14 protein-coding genes are annotated in these 20,899 nt (G+C 66.8%); 2 read left to right on the plus strand and 12 right to left on the minus strand.

Annotation, left to right across the window (positions count from 1 at the left end; translation table 11 throughout):
* Nucleotides 1-703: 703 nt before the first annotated feature.
* From WKC72_RS40105 to WKC72_RS40125, 5 genes are all read right to left on the minus strand, one after another.
* Nucleotides 704-2,011, minus strand: a complete 1,308-nt coding sequence (locus WKC72_RS40105; RefSeq protein WP_370185493.1) for a hemolysin family protein — start codon at nucleotides 2,009-2,011, stop codon at nucleotides 704-706.
* Nucleotides 2,012-2,229: 218 nt separating this feature from the next.
* Nucleotides 2,230-2,487 carry a hypothetical protein gene (locus WKC72_RS40110; protein ID WP_370185495.1) on the minus strand — a complete coding sequence of 86 codons (258 nt, stop codon included), beginning with the start codon at nucleotides 2,485-2,487 and terminating at the stop codon, nucleotides 2,230-2,232.
* Between the two features lie 231 nt (nucleotides 2,488-2,718).
* Nucleotides 2,719-5,685, minus strand: a complete 2,967-nt coding sequence (locus WKC72_RS40115; protein WP_370185497.1) for a UPF0182 family protein — start codon at nucleotides 5,683-5,685, stop codon at nucleotides 2,719-2,721.
* Nucleotides 5,686-5,735: 50 nt separating this feature from the next.
* Nucleotides 5,736-6,392 (minus strand): response regulator, encoded by a 657-nt coding sequence (locus WKC72_RS40120; protein WP_370185499.1) that lies wholly within the window; start codon nucleotides 6,390-6,392, stop codon nucleotides 5,736-5,738.
* A gap of 2 nt (nucleotides 6,393-6,394) precedes the next feature.
* A complete protein-coding gene (locus tag WKC72_RS40125; protein ID WP_370185501.1) occupies nucleotides 6,395-7,354 on the minus strand; it encodes a HAMP domain-containing sensor histidine kinase in 960 nt (319 codons plus the stop codon).
* A gap of 474 nt (nucleotides 7,355-7,828) precedes the next feature.
* Here WKC72_RS40125 and WKC72_RS40130 point away from each other — a divergent pair, with 474 nt between their 5' ends.
* Both WKC72_RS40130 and WKC72_RS40135 read left to right on the plus strand, forming a co-directional pair.
* Nucleotides 7,829-10,534, plus strand: coding sequence for a cation-transporting P-type ATPase (locus WKC72_RS40130; RefSeq protein ID WP_370185503.1), 2,706 nt, complete (start codon nucleotides 7,829-7,831; stop codon nucleotides 10,532-10,534).
* A gap of 124 nt (nucleotides 10,535-10,658) precedes the next feature.
* Entirely contained in the window at nucleotides 10,659-11,822 is a 1,164-nt protein-coding gene (locus WKC72_RS40135; protein WP_370185505.1) for a sorbosone dehydrogenase family protein, read from the plus strand.
* 112 nt (nucleotides 11,823-11,934) lie between these two features.
* Here WKC72_RS40135 and WKC72_RS40140 read toward each other — a convergent pair whose 3' ends face one another.
* The 7 genes from WKC72_RS40140 to WKC72_RS40170 all read right to left on the minus strand — a co-directional run bounded on the left by WKC72_RS40140 (nucleotide 11,935) and on the right by WKC72_RS40170 (nucleotide 20,882).
* The gene (locus WKC72_RS40140) at nucleotides 11,935-13,059 is read right to left on the minus strand and encodes a calcium:proton antiporter (RefSeq protein ID WP_370185507.1); all 1,125 of its coding nucleotides are present in this window, start codon (nucleotides 13,057-13,059) and stop codon (nucleotides 11,935-11,937) included.
* A 613-nt stretch (nucleotides 13,060-13,672) separates the two neighbouring features.
* On the minus strand, nucleotides 13,673-13,894 hold the full coding sequence (locus WKC72_RS40145; RefSeq protein WP_370185509.1) for a hypothetical protein: 222 nt from the start codon (nucleotides 13,892-13,894) through the stop codon (nucleotides 13,673-13,675).
* A 663-nt stretch (nucleotides 13,895-14,557) separates the two neighbouring features.
* Entirely contained in the window at nucleotides 14,558-14,941 is a 384-nt protein-coding gene (locus WKC72_RS40150) for a DUF1937 family protein (protein ID WP_370185511.1), read from the minus strand.
* A 301-nt stretch (nucleotides 14,942-15,242) separates the two neighbouring features.
* Nucleotides 15,243-16,490, minus strand: coding sequence for an NAD(P)/FAD-dependent oxidoreductase (locus WKC72_RS40155; protein ID WP_370185513.1), 1,248 nt, complete (start codon nucleotides 16,488-16,490; stop codon nucleotides 15,243-15,245).
* A complete protein-coding gene (locus tag WKC72_RS40160; RefSeq protein ID WP_370185515.1) occupies nucleotides 16,487-17,935 on the minus strand; it encodes an NAD(P)/FAD-dependent oxidoreductase in 1,449 nt (482 codons plus the stop codon). The genes WKC72_RS40155 and WKC72_RS40160 overlap by 4 nt, the downstream gene beginning before the upstream one ends.
* The gene (locus WKC72_RS40165; RefSeq protein WP_370185517.1) at nucleotides 17,932-19,362 is read right to left on the minus strand and encodes an FGGY family carbohydrate kinase; all 1,431 of its coding nucleotides are present in this window, start codon (nucleotides 19,360-19,362) and stop codon (nucleotides 17,932-17,934) included. Before WKC72_RS40165 ends, WKC72_RS40160 begins: the two co-directional genes overlap by 4 nt.
* Nucleotides 19,359-20,882: an amino acid permease gene (locus WKC72_RS40170; protein ID WP_370185519.1), complete on the minus strand. Its 1,524-nt coding sequence runs from the start codon at nucleotides 20,880-20,882 to the stop codon at nucleotides 19,359-19,361. The genes WKC72_RS40165 and WKC72_RS40170 overlap by 4 nt, the downstream gene beginning before the upstream one ends.
* Nucleotides 20,883-20,899: the final 17 nt, after the last annotated feature.

A 20,899-nucleotide genomic window follows, 5' to 3' on the forward strand; every position in this document is an offset into this window, starting at 1 on the left:
TATGTCTAGGTCTAGTCTTTGTACTACTGGGCTGGCTGCAGTCCTCGAGATGTCGCCCTCTCATGGTGGGTTTCGAGTCTCGTCCGATTTCAGGGATCGGGCGAGGGCGGGGGCTCCATCGGCTTGGCTTCGCAGACTGGGCTGATCGGGTTTCCGCCAGCATAAATTGCTGCTCCATGGGCGTGCCGCAGCAGTTGTGTCACCCTCGTTTGAACTGGGGTGAGGCACTCGGGCATCATGAGCTGGCGAGAGGAATCCCACCGGCCACCCCCATGTTGGGTAGCCGGGGCCGGTGGGGTTCCGTCACTCCGCACGGCGACTCCTATGTGGAGTGCCAACTATGGACCGGTGTTCGACGACTCCGTCCGCAGGCCGGCCGTGAGGAAATTGGTTCCTGCTGTTCTGTCGTGCGTAGTCGGCGCAGGCGAGGATTGCGTGAGCGCGGAGGCGAGGTGACGACGTGCAGCAGCAAGTCGGGTCCGAGGGGCAAGCGATAGTCACCGGCAAGGACGGCAGCTCAGCATCGGAGGCTGTCGATTCCAGCACCCACCTTCACTTCCGATGAGGTGAGAGTGTTCGGCTGCCCCGCGCCTCTGTCGATGCGCGGCGGGCGGATCGTGGGAGTGTCTTCTCGGGCCGTCGCGGCGCGCCCGGATCGCCCTGATCAGCTCTGACTGTGGTCGAGCGCGGGATGACCCTCGGCTTAGGGCCGGTCGGTGGCGGGGCGCCGCGGATCCGATGCCCGGCGGGTGACCCGGATGCGGGAGATGCGGCGCGCGTCGAGGGCGCTGACGGTGAGAATGTGGCCGTCGAAGGTGATGCTGTCACCGAGTTGGGGGACGCGCTGGAGTCGGTGTAGCAGGAAGCCGGCGGCCGTCTCGTAGGGGCCGTCGGGCAGCGCGATGCCGGTCGCCTCCTCGAAATCTTCGACGATCAGTAGCCCGTCGACGGGTCGGTGGGGCGGCATCGGTGATGGTTCGGCGCCGGTGGGGTCGTCGTACTCGTCACCGATCTCGCCGACGATTTCTTCCACGATGTCCTCGAGGGTGGCAATGCCTGCGGTGCCGCCGTATTCGTCGACGACGATCGCGATCTGACGATTGTCGTGTCGCATGTCCGCCAGCGCTGCCAGCGCCGGTTTCGAGGCGGGCAGTTGCAGGACCGGCCGGCACACGTCGGCCACGGTGGTGGCCTCGGACTGGTCGGCGCGGAGCAGGTCGCGGAGGTAGACGAATCCGACGATGTCGTCGAAGGAGGACCCGATGACGGGGTATCGGCTGTGCCCCCATTCCAGCGCCTGCTGCCCCGCCTTCGCCGCCGGGGTGTCGGCGGACAGGAACCGGACGTCGGTCCGCGGACGCATGACCTCGGCCAGGGACCGTTGGCCGGCGTCGAAGACCTCCGAGTGGATGCGGCGCTCGTTCTCGGCGATTGCGGTGTGACCGAGGACGAGATCGCGCAACTCGTCGTGAGTGATCGCCTCGTTCGTGGTCCTCGGGTCGCCGCCCAGGATGCGGACCAGCAGGTCGGTGGAGGCCGACAGCAGCCAGATGACCGGGCGCATCACGGTAGCGAATCGGTCCAGCGCGGGCGCGGTCAGCAGCGAGACTCCGGTGGCACGTTGCAGGGCAATGCGTTTGGGGACGAGTTCGCCGAGAATCAGCGACAGGTAGGCGATCGTCAGGGTGGTGCCGATCAGCGCGATGGCCGAGGCGGGCCCGGGCGGCAGCCCCCACGACTCGAGGGTCGGCGCCAGGGCGGGCGCGATGGTGGAGGCGCCGTAGGCGGCCGACAGGAACCCGGCCACCGTGACGCCGATCTGCACCGCGGACAGGAAGCGGTTCGGGTTGCGGGCCAGTGCGGCGGTCCGTGCCCCGCGGCCCCCGCGCCGCTCGAGGCGTCGGATCTGGCCCTCGCGCAGTGACACCAACGCGATCTCGGTGGCCGCGAACACGCCGCCGACCAGCACGAAAATCAGCACCAGTCCGGTATTGACCACAGTGGCGTTCATCGGGGCCACTTACCTCGAAGCGGCCGGGGTCTGTGACGGTGACCCATGGTCCTTTCCCCTCGGAGGCGACGTCGATCTGCGGTGACCTTCAGTGTAGTCAAATCGGACAAATCGGACATCGAGGTTCGGTGGTCCGCGCCCGTCCGCCGAAGGGGACGCACTCACTACGCGGGCGAGGCCGGCGACGTCCCCGGAGCGAGGGACCTTGGTTCGGGTGGTCAGAGCGAGTCGACCAAGTGGAGTACGGACAGGGGCAGTGCGGGAATCGCTAAACCGGCGCTGACGGATGCTGCCCGTGCACCGATGCGGCGGTACCGGCTGGTGTGGAAGGCGAGGAGTCCGGCGAAGGTGATGAGCGTCGCGGCAACGAGAACACGGATCGGCGAGATCAGGATCACCGCGACACAGCCGCATACGAATGCGGCCGCCACCCACCAGGGTTGCAGGTCGCGGATCTCGATTGGCCTGGTGTTCATCGCACTCGAACCGCACATTTCAGGCTGGGTCGTACCGGAACCGGGTCGAGTTCATTGTGACCCACTGAGGCACGGGTGGTCGCTCGTTCGGTTGAGCACAGTGTGATCTGAGGATCTGCCCATCGGCGAACCTCCTCCGGCGGAACCTATATGGGTCATCGACATGCACTGTCCTTTCAGCGGCGCTTGATGAAGCGTCTTCAGTGCCTCATCTCATTACGGCCGAAGTGTTTATCCGCCGGTGATGAGGTAGGCGTCGACTGCTTGTTGCAGGCGGTCGAGGGCGGCTCCATAACCGCTGAAGTCGCCGCGGCGTTGGGCGTCGCGGAGCTGTTCGAGTGCGGCTTTCAGTTCGAGAGCCGCGGTGGTGTCCGCCGCCGGTGGCGGGGGTGATGGTGGCGCGGCTGGGCCGCCCGGCAGTGATTCCTGCGGTGATGGCGGTGGTTCCGCCGGGGGTGGTGGTGCGGTGGCGGCGTCGCCGCCCGGTGCGGTCGCCGCACGGCCGGTGCCGGGGCCGAAGACCTGGTCGAGGGCTTCGGCGAGGGTGGGTGCGTATCCGACGCGGACGCCGCCGGTTCCGGGTTCCCGGTAACTGACGAGAACGCGGGAGAGTTGCGGGAAGGTGGAGCTGTCCTGTGCCGAGGAGATCCTTTCGGTGTAGAGGGGTTCGACGTACAGGACGCCGCCGTCGGCGATGGGGAGTGTCAGCAGGTTGCCGTACTGGATTCGGTTGGATCGTTCGAGCAGGGTGCGTTCGGAGGCGACGCGGGTGTCGGAGATCATCGAGTTCTGGATCTGTTGCGGACCCTGGGTGAGTGTGTCGGTGGGTAACTGGAGGACGCTGATCTTGCCGTAGTTTTCCGGGTCGGAGTGCGCGGAGATGTAGGCGGAGAGGAATTCGCGGTTGTATCCGACCATGGCACTTGCCAATCGGAATGACGGCCCGGCGGTGTCCTGGTCCCCGACGAGGACGTAGAAGGGGGGTTGGTGGGGGTTGTCGTCGACGGTCGGGTCGCTGGGCACCGACCAGAAGGCGTTGGTGGTGAAGAATTCTCGGGGGTCGTTGACATGATATTTGGCGATCATCTCGCGTTGGATCTTGAACAGGTCTTCGGGGTAGCGGAAGTGGGCACGCAACTCGTCGGAGATCGCCGATGGGGGTTCGACGGTGCCGGGGAAGACGTTCATCCAGGTGTGCAGGACGGGGTCGTGTTCGTCGATCTGGTAGAGGGTGACGGTGCCGTCGTAGGCGTCGACGGTGGCTTTCACGGAGTTGCGTGCATAGGCGATCTCGTTGCGCGGCATGACCCGTCCCGTATCGTCGATGGTCGCCGCTTGTAGGGAGTTGGGTGTCGAGTAGGGGTAGGCGTCGAGGGTGGTGTAGGCGTCGATGATCCACACGATTTTGCCGCCCACGACCGCCGGATAGGGATTCGCGTCTGTCGTCAGCCACGGGGCAACCCGCTCGACGCGGTCGCGGGGGTCACGGTTGTAGAGGATCTTCGAATCGGGCCCGATCGCCCGGGAGAACAGAATGTTGCGTTCGGTGTACTTGGCAGCGAAAACCCAGCGGTGGAACCAGTTCCCGATCGGCACGCCACCTGAGCCGGTGTAGGTGTATTTCGAGGTGTCGGTGTCGTATTCGCGGGCCTCGGAGCCCTCGACGTGTCCGACGATGGCGTAGTCGGGCTTGGCCTGTGCGATCACTTCGCCGAAGTAGGTGCGTGGCTGGTCGACGGGGATGACCTGTCGGTCGGAGCCCTGGGAGGCGATGTCGCTGACCGTATAGATCGGATAGCCGCTGTCACTGTTGGCGGTGTCGCGGGTGGCGTCGCGCACGGCGGCATTCACCCGGTTCGCCGGTGCGGCGACGAACCCGTTTCCGTGGGTGTAGACGGTGTGTTTGTTGATCCAGTCGGTTTGGTTGCCGGTGAGACTGTCCGGGGAGAGTTCGCGGGCGGCGACGATGTAGTCGCGGGGTTCACCGTCGATGACGTACCGATCGACGTCCAGTGTTGCCGGGAAGCTGTAGAAGTTTTTGAGTTGTTGTTGCTGGGTGAAGGTGCGGGAGAGCACGTTGGGGTCGAGCAGTCGGGTGTTGGCGATGGTCGTGCGGTCCGCGGGGACATCTCTCGGCGATGTCGTCCCGATACCGGGGTAGCTGGTGTAGTCGACCGTGTCGGGGCCGATTCCGTAGGCCTGCCGGGTGGCGTCGATGTTACGTTCGATGTAGGGGCGTTCGACGTCGGCGGCGTTGGGGCGGACCGAGAACTGCTCCATCAGCAGCGGCCAGACTCCGCCGACGAGGATCGAGGACAGCACCAGCAGGGCGGTGGCCATCGCGGGGATCCGTAGATCGCGTAGGACGATTGCGGCGAAGAACGCGGCCGCGCAGATGACGGCGATGGCGAGCAGGATCAGTTTCGCCGGCAGTATCGCGTGAACGTCGGTGTATCCGGCGCCGGTGAAGGTCGGTTCCTTGCGGCTGCTCGACACCAGGGAATACCGGTCGAGCCAGTACGCGAAGGCTTTGAGCAGGACCAGGGTCCCCGCGAGGACCGCGAGTTGGACCCGCGCGGCCAGGGTGAGGGCGCCGGACGTGGCGGTCACCCTGACCCCGCCGAACAGGTAGTGCGTCGTCAGGTTGGCAAGGAACCCGAGCAGGATCGCCGTGAACAACCAGTTCAGCACGAACCGGTAGAACGGCAGATCGAATGCGTAGAAGCCGACATCGTGCCCGAACTGCGGGTCGACCGTTCCGAACGAGGTGCCGTGCATGAACAGTTGCACCGTCGTCCACTGCGATTGGGACATCAGGCCGCAGATGACACCGAAGCCGACGGGGATCCCGATCCCTAGAAGCCGTCTCCGGCTGATCGCGGCGGTTCGGTAGGGCTCGACCGGATCACGGCCTGGGGGCTTGGGGAGGAACACCGGCCGTGAGCGGTAGGCGAGGACGATCGACCCGAACAGCGTGCCGCCGACCACTATCGTCACCAGGACCAACAACGTGAGCCTGGTGAGAATGACCGTGCCCCAGACGGTCCGGTATCCGACCTCGCCGAACCACAACCAGTCCGCGTACGTGTTGATCACCACCGGTCCGATGATCAGCACGGTAGTGAAGGCGAACACCCCGGTGAGCACCACCTTTGCCGATCGCGGCAACTGCACTCTCTCGGTCGGTGGGCTGGCCATGACGGACAACTCCTCCTTCTTCGGCGACGACCCGGCCACACCGGGCGTCGCTAGGGTTCGATCAGGCCCGCACGGATCGCGTAGCGGGTGAGTTCCAGGCGGTCCCGCAGGCCGAGCTTCTGGAGCAGGTTGGCCCGGTGCCGCTCAACGGTTTTGATGCTGATGGCGAGGATGTCGCCGATGTCCTTCGACGTGTGCCCTTCGGCGACGAGTTTGAGTATTTCCTCCTCCCTGTCCGTGATGGCTTTATCGGGGATGTCGTCGCCGTCTTCGGCGCGCGCCAGATAGTTCCGGATGAGGGCGGTCACCGCCCCCGGATAGAGAAACGGCTCGTCGCGCATCGCGGCGCGGCAGGCCTCGACGAGGTCGCGGTCCGCCACCGATTTGAGCACATATCCGCACGCCCCGGCCTTGAGGGCTTCGAAGAAATACTGTTCGTTGTCATACATCGTGAGGATGAGGATGCGCAGATCGCCTCGCGACTTGGACAGTTCCCGCGCGGCCTGCAGCCCGGTCAGGCGCGGCATCGCGATGTCGAGGATGACCAGGTCTGGTTGATAGCGGCGGGTCATCTCGATGGCCTCGGCGCCGTCACCGGCCTCGCCGACGACGGTCAGGTCGGGTTCGTTGTCGAGGATGAGGCGGACGCCGCGGCGGACCAGGGCGTGATCGTCGGCGAGCAGGATGCGGGTCGTCGTGTCCGGCATGATCACTGGCCTCGTTTCGATTGTGGCACGTCCAGTCGCACCTCGGTGCCGCCGCCGTTCACGCCGGGTCCGAGCGTGAGGTGCGCGCCGATCAGCAGTGCCCGCTCGCGCATTCCCCGGATGCCGGCCCCCTCGGCGGTGTCGCCGAGTCCGCATCCGTCATCCCGTATGCGGAGCTGGATTCCGTCCGTGTCCGCACGGTGGAGAGCGATGTCGAGGCGGCGGGCGTGGGCGTGCCGGGCGATGTTGGTGACACTTTCCTGAGCCACGCGATACACGACCAGTTCGGTGTCGTTTCCGAGGTCGGGCAGATCGGCCTCGAAGGACCGGTGCACCGCGAGTCCGCTGTGATCGGCGGTTTCGGCTGCGAGGGCTTTCAGGGCACTGACCAATCCGAGCTCGTCGAGCACGCCCGGGCGCAGCCGGCGGGCGATCCGCCGGATCTCGTCGAGACTCTCGCGGGTGATCTCCTGGACACGATGCAGATCCGTGCGGGTCGGCTCGGGTGCGCGGTCGGCGACTCTTTTCAGTTCGAGCAGGACCGCGGTCAACGTCTGACCGACCTCGTCGTGGAGTTCCTGGGCGATGCGGTGCCGTTCGGCCTCCTGCGCAGACAGCGCTCGAGCGTTGCTGGTGGCGCGTTCGGCCTCGAGGCGGTCGAGCATCGTGTTGAAGGTTTCGATCAGGTCCGCGATCCCTGCATGTCCCGTCGCTGCCGGTCGGGGGTCCGGGCGCAGGAGGTCGATGGTGTTCATCGCGCGGGTGAGCCGCTGCAGCGGGGCGAGCCCGATCCGCAGAAGCGCAGCATTGGCGACAAGCGTGGCCGCCAGGCCGGCGATCAGGATGAGTGCCTCGGTGAGCAGGACCGGCGTCGACACCGTCACGGGCAGGAACACCAGCAATGCGGTCGCGGTGACGAGGACCGCCGCGTTGAGAAGGAAGATCCGCCAGAACAACGACACGATCCTCGGCCTCCTCGTTGCGAACGTGGTGCGCATCCCTGAGTCTCCGGTGACCGCCGCGCCCCGCGTGTCCAGTGCCCTTTGGTTGCCGGTGACCGTCGGCATTGCCCTAGTATCAGCCTTCCGGTGGAGTCGAACCGGCGTCAATCGGTGGCGGCACCCATTTCTTCCGGCTCCCGAGGTGCCGTCGTCAACCCGGCTACATGTCCGACCCCCCGAGAAATGGGTGTCAGACCCGATTGTGCCGGTGCGTTCGTGTGGGTGACGATGAACCCGTCCACCCGCGAGCGGTCGCCGATCAGCACGGGCCAGTCACCCACAGGAGCGTTGCACAACACCACCAGCGGTGTGAGAGTCGCGCGGATTCGAGGCGCGGTCGCGGCCACGAATCCGTGATAGGTGCAGCAGCGCAACAGGATTGGTCTGTGAATCCGGTATGCGACGGGTCACCCCACCGAAGATGAGGTGCAGGCAATGGATCCCCCATGGCATGCGTTGGAAGCGCCGGGGACGCTGGACCTGCTCGATTCGACACCAACCGGTCTGACCTCGGAGGAAGCCGCACGGCGCCTGGCCGTTCACGGCCCCAATGCGCTGCCTGCCGGGCGCAGTGACCGGTGGTGGTGGCGGCTGCTGCGGCAGTTCCACAACGTGCTGCTGTACGTCATGATGACTGCCGCGGCAATCACCGCATTCCTCGCACACTGGGTGGACACTGCCGTACTGCTCGGGGCGGTGGTGATCAACGCGATCCTCGGCTTCATCCAGGAGGGACGAGCCGAATCCGCGCTCGAGTCGATCCGCGCAATGCTCTCTCCTCGGGCTCGTGTCCACCGCGACGGACAGATTGTGGAGATCCCCGCCGCCGACCTCGTTCCCGGGGATGTGGTCCGCCTGGTCTCGGGGGACCGGGTCCCGGCCGATGTGCGGTTGATCCGGGTGCGCGAGCTCCGCATCGACGAGGCCGCGCTCACCGGGGAGTCCGCGCCGGTGGACAAGACCTCGAACCCGGTGGACCGCGACACCGAACTGGCCGACCGCCGATCCACCGCCTACGCCGGCACGGTGGCCGTGTTCGGACAGGGCGACGGCGTCGTCACCGCGACCGGGGTGGGCACCGAACTGGGCCGGATCAATGCGTTGCTCGCGGGCATCGCCAAGACCACCACCCCGCTGTTGCGGCAGATCGACCGGTTCGGCCGGTGGCTGGCCGTCGTGATCCTCACCGCGGCCGCGGGCACCTTTCTCCTCGGGATCGTCTGGCGCGGCGAATCACCTTCCGAGATGTTCACCCTCGTCGTCGCTCTCGCTGCCTCCGCCATCCCCGAAGGGCTGCCCGCGATCATGACGGTGACCCTGTCGCTGGGTGTGCTGCGGATGGCGCGGCGCCACGCGGTGATCCGCCGGTTGCCGGCGGTGGAGACTCTCGGGTCGGTGACGGTGATCTGTTCGGACAAGACCGGCACTCTGACCCGCAACGAGATGACCGTGCAGAAGGTGGTCATCGCGCACCGCTCCATCGACGTCGGCGGGGTCGGATACGCCCCGGTCGGCGACTTCACCGAAGACGACGGGGTTGTCGTCGACCCGAACGCCGACCCGGCGCTGCAGGTGGCAGTGCGGGCCGGAGTGCTGTGCAACGACGCCACGCTCTATGAGGCCGACGACTCCTGGGAGATCGACGGCGACCCGACCGAGGCGGCCCTGCTGGTGCTCGGTGTCAAGGCCGGGCTGTCCCGGGCGGACGCGGCGGCGGCGTGGCCCCGGCTCGACGTGGTCCCGTTCGAATCCGAGCGGCGCTTCATGGCAACCCTGCATCCCGGCGACACCGCGGGGGATGAGCGGATCTACGTCAAGGGTGCCCCCGAGCGGGTACTCGCGGCGTGCACACATCACCTCGACGCAGGCGAAGCGGTCCGCATCGACCGCACCCACTGGCAGCGCCGTGCCACCGAGACCGCGGCGCAGGGACTGCGGGTTCTGGCCCTCGCCTACCGGGACCGCCCCTCCGCGGACGGCATCCTCGACGCCGTCGACGTCGAGGACGGGTTCACCCTGCTTGCCCTGGTAGGGATTATCGATCCGCCGCGGCAGGAAGCGATCGACGCGGTGCGGGACTGCCACCGGGCGGGCATCACCGTCAAGATGATCACCGGCGACCATGCCGACACCGCCGCGGAGATCGGGGCGCAAATGGGCCTCGGCGCCGGGACGCGGCCCGTGACGGGTGCGCAGATCGACGAACTCGACGACCCGGCACTGCGCCGCGTCGTCGCCGAGACCGACGTCTTCGCCCGCGCCAGCCCCGAACACAAGCTGCGATTGGTGCGGGCCCTCCAAGACGGTGGACAGGTCGTCGCCATGACCGGGGACGGAGTCAACGACTCCCCGGCCCTGACCCGCGCCGACGTCGGGGTGGCGATGGGCCGCGCCGGCACCGAGGCCGCCAAGGAAGCCTCGGACATGGTGCTCGTCGACGACAACTTCGCGACGATCGCCGCCGCGGTCCGCGAAGGACGCGGCGTCTACGACAACTTCAAGAAGTTCGTGCTGTTCATGCTTCCCACCAACGGCGGCGAAGCACTGGTGGTGATTGCGGCGATCCTGTTCCAACTGACGTTGCCGCTGACCCCGGCGCAGGTGTTGTGGATCAACCTGGCCACGGTCAGCACACTCGGGCTGGCGTTGGCGTTCGAGCCCACCGAACCCTCCGTGATGCGCCGGCCACCCCGCCCACCGACCGAGTCACTACTGTCCGGGTTCTTTGTCTGGCGGGTGGCCCTGGTGTCGGTGCTCATGATGTCCGGTGCGCTCGGGTTGTTCCTGTGGGAACTCGAATCCGGCACCACCGTCGAGGTGGCACGCACCATCGCGGTCAATGCGATCGTGATCACCGAGATGTTCTACCTGATCAACAGCCGGCATATCAAAGCGTCGGTTCTGAACCGGGAAGGGCTGTTCGGCAACAGATACGTGCTCGGCGCGATCACCGCGTGCATCGTGCTGCAGGTGCTGTTCACCTACGCCCCGTTCATGCAGACGATCTTCGGCTCGTCCGGGCTCACGGCGACCGAATGGGTCAAGGTCCTCGGCGTGGGACTCGTCGTGTTCTTCGTCGCCGAGGCCGAAAAGTGGGTGATCCGCAGCCGACGCCGGAACACCATCGCCCACGCTGGGTGATGCAATGAAGCACCCAATGGATATTTCGATTCCGCAGTGCATCAAGGCTGTACTCCTGCATCCCATGGTGGTGTCGCCTGCATGCAGGCCACAGACTCGTCACGAGTAGAAAGGGAAGCCGCTCATGACGACACACCCACACCGGTATCTGCCATCGTGGGCTGCGGGGCTCGCAGTCTGCTGCGCGGCTGCGACAGCATGCGGCGCACCCTCACCGGACGGTGCGCTCGCCTTCCCAGCACTGGACGTCGTCACCGAAATCGACGATCTCGACCATCCCTGGGACGTGGTCGCCGCGCCGGACGGCACCCTGCTGACCGGCGAGCGCTCCGGACGTTTCGTCGTCAAACACCCGAACGGTTCCACCGCCGTGCTCGCCGCGGATCTGCCCGACCTCGTCGTACACCACGAACTGGGCCTGATGGGCATCGCCCTCGCCACCGACTTCGAGGTCACCCGCACCCTCTACACCTGTCACACCCATGCGGCGGGCGAGGTCACCGACATCCGGGTGCAATCCTGGACCGCAAACGTCCAGTGGACCGCTCTGACGCCCACCGGCGTGCTGATCGACGGCCTGCCCCTCAGTAACCGCGGCCGTCACGGCGGATGCCGCCTCCTCCCGCACCAGGACGGGACGCTGTTGATCTCCACGGGAGACGCCACCCAAGCGGCGGCGCCGCAGGATCTGAATTCCCTCGGCGGCAAGGTGTTACGGATCGAAGCCGCCACCGGGGCACCAGCAGCGGACAACCCATTCCCCGGTAGTGCGGTCTACACCCTCGGGCACCGCAACGTCCAAGGGCTGACAGTGCACACGGGCACCGGAGACATCTACTCCGTCGAACAGGGCACCCACCGCGACGACGAGGTCAACCGACTCGTCGCCGGCGGCAACTACGGATGGAAACCCGATACCGGCGACGGGTTCTACGACGAATCCGTGCCGATGACCGACCTCGACCGGGTACCCGCCGCGATTGAGGCGGTATGGAGTTCCGGAACCGCCACCATCGCCACCGCCAGCGGCACATTCGTCACCGGCCCGGGCTGGGGCGACTGGGACGGAGCCCTCGCCGTCGGCGTCCAGAAAGGCCGCAAAGTGCTATTTCTGCGACTCGACCCCACCGGCGCGCATGTCGTCGCCGAGACCGCGCCACCCGAACTGGCCGGCAACTACGGCCGAATCCGCACGGTCACCGCCCAGCCCGACGGGTCGCTGCTCGTCACCACCGACAACGGCGACGGCGACCAGGTACTCCGCGTGACGCCCACGGCCGGACGGTGAAACTCCCACCCTCCGACCCGAAACGACGGGCGAATTCCCCGGTCTCAGCACACCTACCTCGACTCACCGGCACGCCGTAGGCGCAGGCTGGCAGTCGGGCGGCCCAATTCCATCACATCGGCACCTCCGATGCCGGATACGGGTGAATGCACAGGACCACATAGGCGGTGAGCACCGCCAGGTGAAGTCCGCCCTGCAGTCGGGTAGCGCGGCCGGGGACCACCGTCAGGATCGCCACCACCACGGTGAGGGCGAGGAGCACGAGTTGCGTCGGGCCGAGACCGAGCAGCAATGGTCCGTCCATCCAGATCGAGGCGACCGCGACGGCGGGAATGGTCAACCCGATGCTGGCCATCGCCGATCCGAGTGCCCGGTTCAGGCTGGCCTGGACCTGGTTTCGCCGTGCTGCCCGCACGGCGGTCAGGGTGTTCGGCACCAGCACGAGGAGGGCGATGACGACGCCGACGAGGGATTGCGACAGCGCGGCGTCCCTGACCGCGCCCTCGACCGCGGGGGCTCCGACCTTCGCCAACCCCACGACCGCGCCCAACGCCACCACCAGCAGGGTCAGGCTCAGCCCGGCCATGGCGGCCGTCGGTGGTCGGGGACTCTGTCCGATCTCAGTGGGCAGATTCTCCGCGACGGCCGGAGGGAAGAATCGGCGATGGGATCCAGTCTGGGAAAGGGCGAACATCCCGAACAGCAGGAGCGAGACCACCGCAGCGAAAGCGAGTTGGGAAGGGGAGAATTCGGGCCTGGGCGGGCTGCTGGTGAACGTGGGCAACACCAGGGAAAGGGTGATGAGCGAGGCTACGGTTGCGAGGGCGGCGCCGGTACCCTTGGCGTTGAACAACACGACCCCGCGGCGCCCTGCGCCGACGAACAGCGAAAGCCCGACGATGCCGTTGAGGGTGATCATCACGGCGGCGAAGACGGTGTCTCGTGCGAGGGACGCCGTCGAGGGGCCACCGGAGATCATCAAGACCACAATCAGCCCCACCTGGATGACCGTGACCGCGACGGCAGGGAGCAGGGACCCGAATGGCTCGCCGACCCGGCGGGCGACCACCTCGGAATGATGGACCGCCGCCAGGACCGCGCCGATCAGTGCCAGTGCCACCGCGAGCACCAGCGCGGGGCCGAGGTCGCGTCCCCAGGTGGCGGCGAGCACGGCCATCGCGACCGGTGGACTCACAAGGGGCCAGATGGTGATGGCCGACCGCCAACGAAGCGCCATGGTTCAACTGTGCCAGCACCCTTCGGGTCCCGGGTGCCGGAACGGGTGATTCCCAGGGATCTGTGACCGAAATCCGCTACGTACACAACATCACGACACCGTTCGTCAACACTCTGACTCGGGACGCGTGTGACGAACCGGGCTAAGGTTCCGGCAGTTGGCGGACCGCGGAGCTCCGTCGCCTTGATGGTGAGGGTGAGCGGGCACCCACGGCCGGTTGTATGTCGTCGGCTGGGCGAAACGGGGAGCCTCGGGCGGTGTCGGCGACAACCGCAGCTGAGCCACCGAAACCGTGACACAACTCGCGGTAGACCTGAACGCGCGGGTGGGACGCCCGGGTCGGTGTTCGCGGATCTCAATACACCGCAGGGGCGTTCGTTGATGTCTGTACGCGGCCCATGCGGGCGATCCGGGTATGGGAAGGGTGGGCTCGTGTTTCGACGGTGTCCTTGCCAAGTCGCTCTATGGACTTGCGAGGGAATCGCTTCATGGGCAGCCGGTAGGTGCCGTACCAGACCAACGTGGGAACCCCCCATGTTCTCGGCGTCCGTGAAGGTTCGAAGGACCGCGCACGTGTCCCGTACCTGTTCGAGCGCACAGTCCTGTTCGGCGTTCATCGACGTCGCGGCAACTGCTCCTGAGCGTTTCCGACAGCCGACATGAGGTCACGACCCAGATGCTGATAGATGAGCCCGATCGCCGGGAACGAATCGTCGGCACCGTGGTCGACGACGCGGAAGCCGCTGTCGATGTTCCAATCGGGGGCAGGGACGAGCGAGACCGTGTCGGTGACGGCGAGGCGGTCGCGCGCAACCGTCGAATCTTGGCTCCTCACCGCGGAATCGATGGCCGGAACGATGACTGCCCAGACCAGCCAGACGGCGAGGATTGCCAGCGCATGCGGAAAAGACGCGGGTGTCGAATCCGAGGAACCGATGATCGGCGGGTGGGCGGCGACGATGTGCAGTGTGTGTAGGCCGCGGATCGGTGGCCGCGCTGACAGTCAAAGCCCACGCTCCCGGTGCTCGAAGTTAGGGAGACTATTTCAGATGATCGGCGGATCCGCGAGGTGACAGGTGCACGAGTCATCCCGAGGGTGAGGTCGGCCTCGACACGCCGCCGACTGATGGAGTGACGCCGAGTCGTCGACCGATCACGACGGGCAGGTCACCGGACCGGAGAAGAACTGTCGCTGCGTTCGAGGGTCTGGAGCTGTGCCGGCGGGTCGTTCGGGAGCGCGACGACGACGTCGGCGGTGGTGTCCCTTCCTGTCCGAGGGGACTGTCGCAGGCCCGAGGGGGCACCGTCGCCGGGTTCTCTCCCATAGTTGGGACGGGGGATGAGCTGGAGTTAGGGTGGCTCGTCCCGCCGGACGGCCGAGATCGGTAGGCGGGACGACCATCACGGCGTACGAACCGAAGAGACCCGGTTGTGGATGCCGAGTACTTCACCTGGGCATGGACGATTCCACGCACGTGCCCATCGCCGTGGGTCGGGGTTACTGAGTGGTGGCGGTGACGGTGCTCTGACCGAATTCGTGGGAGACGTTCGACCACAGGCTGACACGGCGGCCGCGGGTTTCGAAGAAGGTGATCTCCCGTTTGATGCCCGAGCTTTGGTCCCAACCGGGTAGGTCGAGGATGAGCAGCTCGTCGAGCATGTCCATGAAAACCTCGTCGACGGGCGCCCACAGGTCGCCGATCTCGGCTTTGTCCTTACCCTCGAAGGTCAGGTTGATGGGATGGGACATCGAGACCTGACTGAAGACGGCACTGCCGGATTCGATGATGGCGGCGGCCACCTTGTTCGACTCGATGAACCGATCATGGGTGACCGACGGGTCGGTGTGGCTGTAAGGGCAGGCCAGGAAGATCTTCCTCATAGCGTTCCTTTCGGTGTGTGCATTCATTCAGTCGTGGATGGGCTGCGCAGGTGTCCTGTGTGTGTTAGCTGGGCGAGAGTCTCGCACGCGGTTCGGGCCGTGCCGCCGCCAACATTCTCGGCCTTCCTCTCCTCAGCGTCGCCGAGTGCACCGGCACGGAGGGAACCCTTCTCGCGATCGTCGCTGCCAGCGTGTTCGAATCATGTTGCAGTGCATAGATTCAGGCATCACGGGTGTTCTCTTGGTACGGGGCAGGCTGGACCGCGCAGACCGATCCAGCCTGCCCCGGGTTCGAGGGGAATCAGCCGAGCGAGACGGTGACGGGCCCGCCGCGGGTGTCGGCCTTGTCCAGGACGCTCGAGGGCACCCGGAAAACCCGGCCGGGCGACGCCGGCCACAGGAGGGTCTTGCGGGCGATGACCTTGCCGTCCTGCCGCACCACGACTTTCGGGATCCGCACCAGGGTGTCGGTCCACAACAGGAGCCGGTTGCGGGCCGGGGCGCTGTCGCCGGGGCGGAGCACACCGGGGGAGATCCACCGCAGTGGAGCATCCGCCAGGATCCGGACACCTTCGTGCACCGGCGGGCGGCCGCCGAGGTAGTTCCGGACCGACTCGGCCACGTGCCGGCCGTCGAGGGCCGCGATGTCGGCGGTGTCGACGGGGTGGAGCAGGTTGCCGATGGCGAAGACACCGTCACGGCTGGTCCGCAGTGCGGTATCAACCAGGGGGCCTTTGGTTTTGGTATCCATGTCGAGGCCGGTGATGCGGGCGAGTTCGTGGTCGGGGATCCAGTCTCCGGTCAGCACCAGGGTGTCGCAGTCGATGATCTGGCGTTCCCCGGTGTCGATGTTCTCGATCTCCACCGCCTCGAGTGCGGGCTTGCCGATGATGTTGGTGACCCGGGTGCGGGTGGCGACCTCGACGCCGAGGATGGGGGACTTGCCGGCGAGGTTGAACACGCCGTAGGACTCGGGCGAGGGATAGGTCGTGGTCATCAGGGCGGTGCTGCAGCCGGCGTGCTTGAGGGTGAGCACCGCCGACCAGCTGACCAGCTCGCCGCCGACCACCACCGCGCGCGTGCCGACCTTGCGTTGGTGGAGGTGGACCAGGTTCTGCAGTTGCCCGGTGGTGTAGACCCCGGACGGGCGGTCCCCGGGGATCAGCCGGGCGGGGCGGGGTCGTTCGCGGGCGCCGGTGGCCAGGATGATGGCGCGGGCGTCGACCGTCAGGCGTCCCTGGGGGGAGGTCACCTCGAGGGTGCGGTCGTCGGCCCAGCCGGTGACGGTGGCGTTGGTCCGGATCTGGGCGCCGGCAGCGGTGGCCTTGTCGACGAGCTTGTGCGCGTAGGCGGGGCCGGTGATGAAGGTTTTCATGTCACGGATGCCGTAGCCAAGGTGGTCACAGTGCCGGGGGATGCCGCCGGCGACCGATTCACGGTCGAGGACGAGGACACTGCGGGACCGATCTCGGGCCAGTTCGGCCGCCGCGGTCAGTCCTGCGGGTCCGCCGCCGACGATGGCGACGTCGGTGGTCACAGCGGTGTTCATCGTCCGATCTCCTGCTTCATCGTGCCTGTCTGGGGGGCGCTGTGTCGTTCACGTCCGCAGGGCGTTTGTCCGCGCTGGTCGATCAGGTTCTGCACCTCCGCGCCGCAGAAGAATCCCTGGCAACGGCCGTTCATCACGCGGGTGCGGCGCCGCAGTCCTTCGAGCCCGGACGGGGGGATGACCGAGTCGAAGGTGTCGCGGATCTCGCCCTTGGTCACGCGCTCGCAGAAACACACCACTTCGCCGTAGGCGGGGTCGGCGGCGATCTTCTGCTCGTCCTGGTAGGGGCGGGTGAAGGCTTCGCCGATGTTGGGCATGTGCGGCGGGGCGGGCAGTTCGGCTCTGGTGACCAGTTTCAGTCCGGCGTCTTCGAGGCGGTCGCGGACGTATTCGGCGACGGCCATTCCCGAGGTCAGTCCGGTGGAGCGGATGCCGCCGACGAGTAGGTAGCGCTGTTCGGGATCTGCTTCGATGAGGTAGTCGCCGTGGTCGGTGGCCGCGCGCAGCCCCGAGTAGGTGGCGGTGACCTCCTCATCGAGCAGCTGGGGCATCAACTTCCGGCCCTTGTCGAGGAGGAAGTCGAAGCCGGCCTGCGAGGTGCCGGTGGCGGTCTTGTCGTCGAGGTCCTCGGCGGTCGGGCCGAGCATCACGTTGCCGTAGATGGTGGGGGAGACCAGCACACCCTTGCCGCGGGCGGTGGGAACCGGCAGGACGATCTTGTCGACGAGCGGACGGGCCAGCTTGTCGTAGACGAGCAGCTCGCCGCGGCGGGGGGTGACGGTGAAGCGTTTGAACCCGAACTGTTCGTCGAGGACGTCGGCGCCGAGTCCGGCGGCGTTGACGACCCACTTCGCCTGCACCAGGCCACGACCGGTGTGCAGCGTGGTCACCTCGTCGCCGACCTCGATGGCGCCGACGGCGTGACTGGTGAGCAGGGTGGTACCGCGGTTGACGGCGTCGGTGGCCAGCGCGAGGTTGGTGGTCCAGGTGCAGATGATGGATTCGTCAGGGACGGTCAGGGCGCCGAGTGCCCTGTCGCCGAGGTGGGGAAGCTGGGCATAGACGGCGTCGGCGTCGATGATGCGGCACTTCGTGTAGCCGTTGGCCTCGGCCTTCTTCTTCAGCGAGGGCAACGCGTCGAGCTGTTCCTGATCCCAGGCCACCAGCAGGGCGCCGGTGTGCTCGACGGGGATGCCGGTCCGCCCGGAGTACTCGGACAGCAGTCCGTAGCCGCGGCTGACCATCTTTGATTCGAGGGTGCCGGGTTTGGCGTCGAATCCGGTGTGCAAGATCGCGGTGTTGGCCTTGCTGGTGCCGTCGCCGACGTCTGCGCGGGCGTCGAGCAAGGCGACCGAGAGCTCGTAGCCGGCGAGTTCGCGTGCGATCGCCGAGCCGACGATGCCCGCCCCGATGACGACTACGTCGTGGACTGGCGGGGTGTTCACAATGACTCCTGAGTGTTGTGGGTGGTGGCGGCGAGCTCGCGCCATGCCGTGCGGAATTCGGCGGCCCGGTCCGGACCCCATTGCGGTTCGTAGGATGAGGCGGGATCCCAGGCCGGGACGACGTCACGCACGCCTCGGCTCGGGTTCAGCGACAGCTCGGCCAGCGCGGCGGCGCCGAGCGCGGTCGCGTGTGCGGAGGGATAGACGTCGACGGGGAGTTGCAGGATGTTCGCGGTGGCCTGCATCAGGACCTTCGACTGCGTCAGACCGCCGTCGACCCGCAACCGTGCCAGCGGAGTGCCGATGTCGGATTCGATCGCCGACATCAACTCGCCGACCTGGGCGGCGATCCCCTGCAGAACGGCGAGGACCACGTGTCCGCGGCCGGTCGAGAGCGACATCCCCGCCAGCGAGGCGGTGGCGTCAGAGCGCCACCAGGGGGCGGCCAGGCCGGCCAGTGCGGGCACACACAGCACCCCGTTGCTGTCGGCGGCGGCGACCGAGTCCAGGTCGTGGGCGCTGTTGATGATGCCCAGCGAGCACAGCCATCGGATGGCGGAGGCCGCGGTGTAGACCTGCCCGTCGATGCAGTACGAGGTCGTGTCCGCGGTCCGCCAGGCCACCGACGAGGTCAGTCCGGAACCGGAGCGCACCGCGCTGGTTCCGGTGTTGGCGAGCAGGAAGGCGCCGGTGCCGAACGTGCACTTGGCCATTCCGGCGTCGAGGCATCCCTCGGCGAGCAGGGCGGCCTGCTGATCGACGACCAGGCCGCCGACCGGAACGTCCCCGCCGAACGCCGATGTTGTGCCGACCACGACGTCGTTGGCGACGATCTGCGGGAGGTGTTCGCCCTCGAGGCCGAACAGTGCCAGCAGTTCGCCACTCCAGTCGGATCCGTCGAGGTCGACGGCGAGCGAGCGGCTCGCGGTCGAGGCGTCGGTGACGAAGGCTCCGGTGAGCTGATGGATCAGCCAGCTGTCGGAGGTGGTGACCACGCCGGCGGTTTCGACGTTGCGGCGCAGCCAGGCCATTTTCGGGGCGGAGAAGTACGAGTCGAGCACCAGCCCGGTGCGAGCGGCGATCTCCTCTTTGTGGGAGTCGAGGTCCCGGCACAGGCCTTCGGCGCGCCGATCCTGCCAGACGATGGCCTGTGTCAGCGGTCTTCCGGACTGCGGGTCCCACGCAAGCACGGTTTCGCCCTGGTTGGCCAGGGAGATGGCGTGAACGGGGCGGCCGGCGTCCGCGATGGCACTGCGTCCGGCGTGGAGGACCGATTCGAGCAGTTCGCCCGGATCCTGCTCGACGCCACCACCGTCCAGGTAGTGCGGGTGGATCGGGACTTCGGCGACCCCGACCACTCCTTCCTCGGGGTCGAGGACGACCGCTTTGGTGCCCGAGGTGCCCTGGTCGATGGCGAGGACGGTCATTTCGCCGACTCCAATCCAGTGTCTTCGGTCTCGGTGGCGGTGGCGTCGAGTTCGGCGTCGATCGACCGCATTTCGGGCATCCGCAGGCCGTGGGTGCCGCGCGTGATCAGGAGGAATCCGAGGTAGAGGCCGCCGAGGACGACCATGACCAGGACGTACAGCCACGGGTCGCGGAACGAGGCGTCGCGGAAGAGGGACAGCTCGAACACCAACCACACCACGGAGACCGCGAGGACGGGAATTTCCCAGCGCCCCAACTGGAATCCGTTGGTCGGGGGGAGTGAGCGTCGCTTGACGATGTAGAGCGCGACGGTGATGGCGTAGATGATCGACGGCAACAACGTGGCGGCGGCGAACAGGTTGAACAGGGCGTCGGTGCGGGTGGAGAAGATCCCGAGGATCAGCGCGGCGACGATGGTGACGAGGACGGTCGCGTTGAGCGGGGTCTTGAACCGGGGCGAGACCTTGTGCAGGTACTGCCAGGCGGGGAAGCGCTCGTCTCGCGACATCGCCCACACCAGCCGCACACCGGTCATCAAGATGACCAGCCCGCAGGCGAAGATCGCGACGGCGACCAGTACCAGCAGCGCGGTTCCGACGTAGGAGCCCAGCACCGAACGGATGACGTCGGCGACCGGTGTGCCGGACTGCGCGAGTGCGACCGGGTCGTCGGTTAATGCGGTGACCGCGAGCAGGAACAGGAACCCCAGACCGCCGGAGGCGAGCACTGCTTGCCACATCGCCCTCGGAACGACGATCTCGGGCCGCTTGGTCTCCTCCGCGAGATTGGCCGCGGATTCGAAGCCGACGATGGTGAACGCGCCGAGCAGAAAGCCCATCATCCACGGCCCGGCGGAGGTGGCTGTACCGAAGCTCCAGTACCCCTCCGCGGGGATGTCCCCACGTTCGAACAGGTTGCCGATGTTGAGCTTGTGGGCGACGACGCCCACGATCAGCAGCAATGCGACCAGCGCCACCATGCCGATCAGTTCCGCGGTGACCGCGAAATTGTTGACCCGCTCGGTCCATTTGGTGGACAGCCCGACCAACAGGCCCTGCAGGATCAGCACGATCCCGGTGATGACGAAACTGGTGGTGGCGGTGCCGTGGAACTCGAACAATGCGGGTAGCACGGTGGAGGCGACGGTGTAGTCGACCGCGACGACGACGATGGCCAAGAAGGTGAACGAGATCCATCCAGTGATCCATCCGAGCACCGGGTTGGCCAGTCGCGACACCCACTGATAGGCGTAACCGGTCACCGGGATGCGGGCGGCGAGGGACCCGAGGATCAATGCGACCGCCAGCTGTCCGACGACGACGATCGGCCAGGTCCAGATGCCGAGCGGGCCGGAGGTGGTGAGCACGCTGCCGTAGGTGGTGAAGATGCCGGTAGCGATGGAGACGAAAGCGAAGGCGACAGCGAACGAGGCGAAACGGCCGGTGGAGCGCTCGAGGGACTCGGTATAGCCGAACTCACCGACACCAGTGGAATCTGGGGGTGTGGAATGATGGCTCATGGATCGTCTTTCTGACT

The sequence above is a fragment of the Rhodococcus wratislaviensis genome, from assembly GCF_041228765.1.
GTDB classification, from domain to species: domain Bacteria; phylum Actinomycetota; class Actinomycetes; order Mycobacteriales; family Mycobacteriaceae; genus Rhodococcus_F; species Rhodococcus_F wratislaviensis.

What these genes read in the sequence shown, in the direction of transcription:
- WKC72_RS40130 (WP_370185503.1), top strand. Translation starts at nt 7,829, where the DNA reads ATGGATCCCCCATGGCATGCGTTGGAAGCGCCGGGGACGCTGGACCTG.
- WKC72_RS40170 (WP_370185519.1), bottom strand. Translation starts at nt 20,882, where the DNA reads ATGAGCCATCATTCCACACCCCCAGATTCCACTGGTGTCGGTGAGTTC.
- WKC72_RS40150 (WP_370185511.1), bottom strand. Translation starts at nt 14,941, where the DNA reads ATGAGGAAGATCTTCCTGGCCTGCCCTTACAGCCACACCGACCCGTCG.
- WKC72_RS40155 (WP_370185513.1), bottom strand. Translation starts at nt 16,490, where the DNA reads ATGAACACCGCTGTGACCACCGACGTCGCCATCGTCGGCGGCGGACCC.
- WKC72_RS40115 (WP_370185497.1), bottom strand. Translation starts at nt 5,685, where the DNA reads ATGGCCAGCCCACCGACCGAGAGAGTGCAGTTGCCGCGATCGGCAAAG.
- WKC72_RS40135 (WP_370185505.1), top strand. Translation starts at nt 10,659, where the DNA reads ATGACGACACACCCACACCGGTATCTGCCATCGTGGGCTGCGGGGCTC.
- WKC72_RS40165 (WP_370185517.1), bottom strand. Translation starts at nt 19,362, where the DNA reads ATGACCGTCCTCGCCATCGACCAGGGCACCTCGGGCACCAAAGCGGTC.
- WKC72_RS40120 (WP_370185499.1), bottom strand. Translation starts at nt 6,392, where the DNA reads ATGCCGGACACGACGACCCGCATCCTGCTCGCCGACGATCACGCCCTG.
- WKC72_RS40140 (WP_370185507.1), bottom strand. Translation starts at nt 13,059, where the DNA reads ATGGCGCTTCGTTGGCGGTCGGCCATCACCATCTGGCCCCTTGTGAGT.
- WKC72_RS40105 (WP_370185493.1), bottom strand. Translation starts at nt 2,011, where the DNA reads ATGAACGCCACTGTGGTCAATACCGGACTGGTGCTGATTTTCGTGCTG.
- WKC72_RS40110 (WP_370185495.1), bottom strand. Translation starts at nt 2,487, where the DNA reads ATGAACACCAGGCCAATCGAGATCCGCGACCTGCAACCCTGGTGGGTG.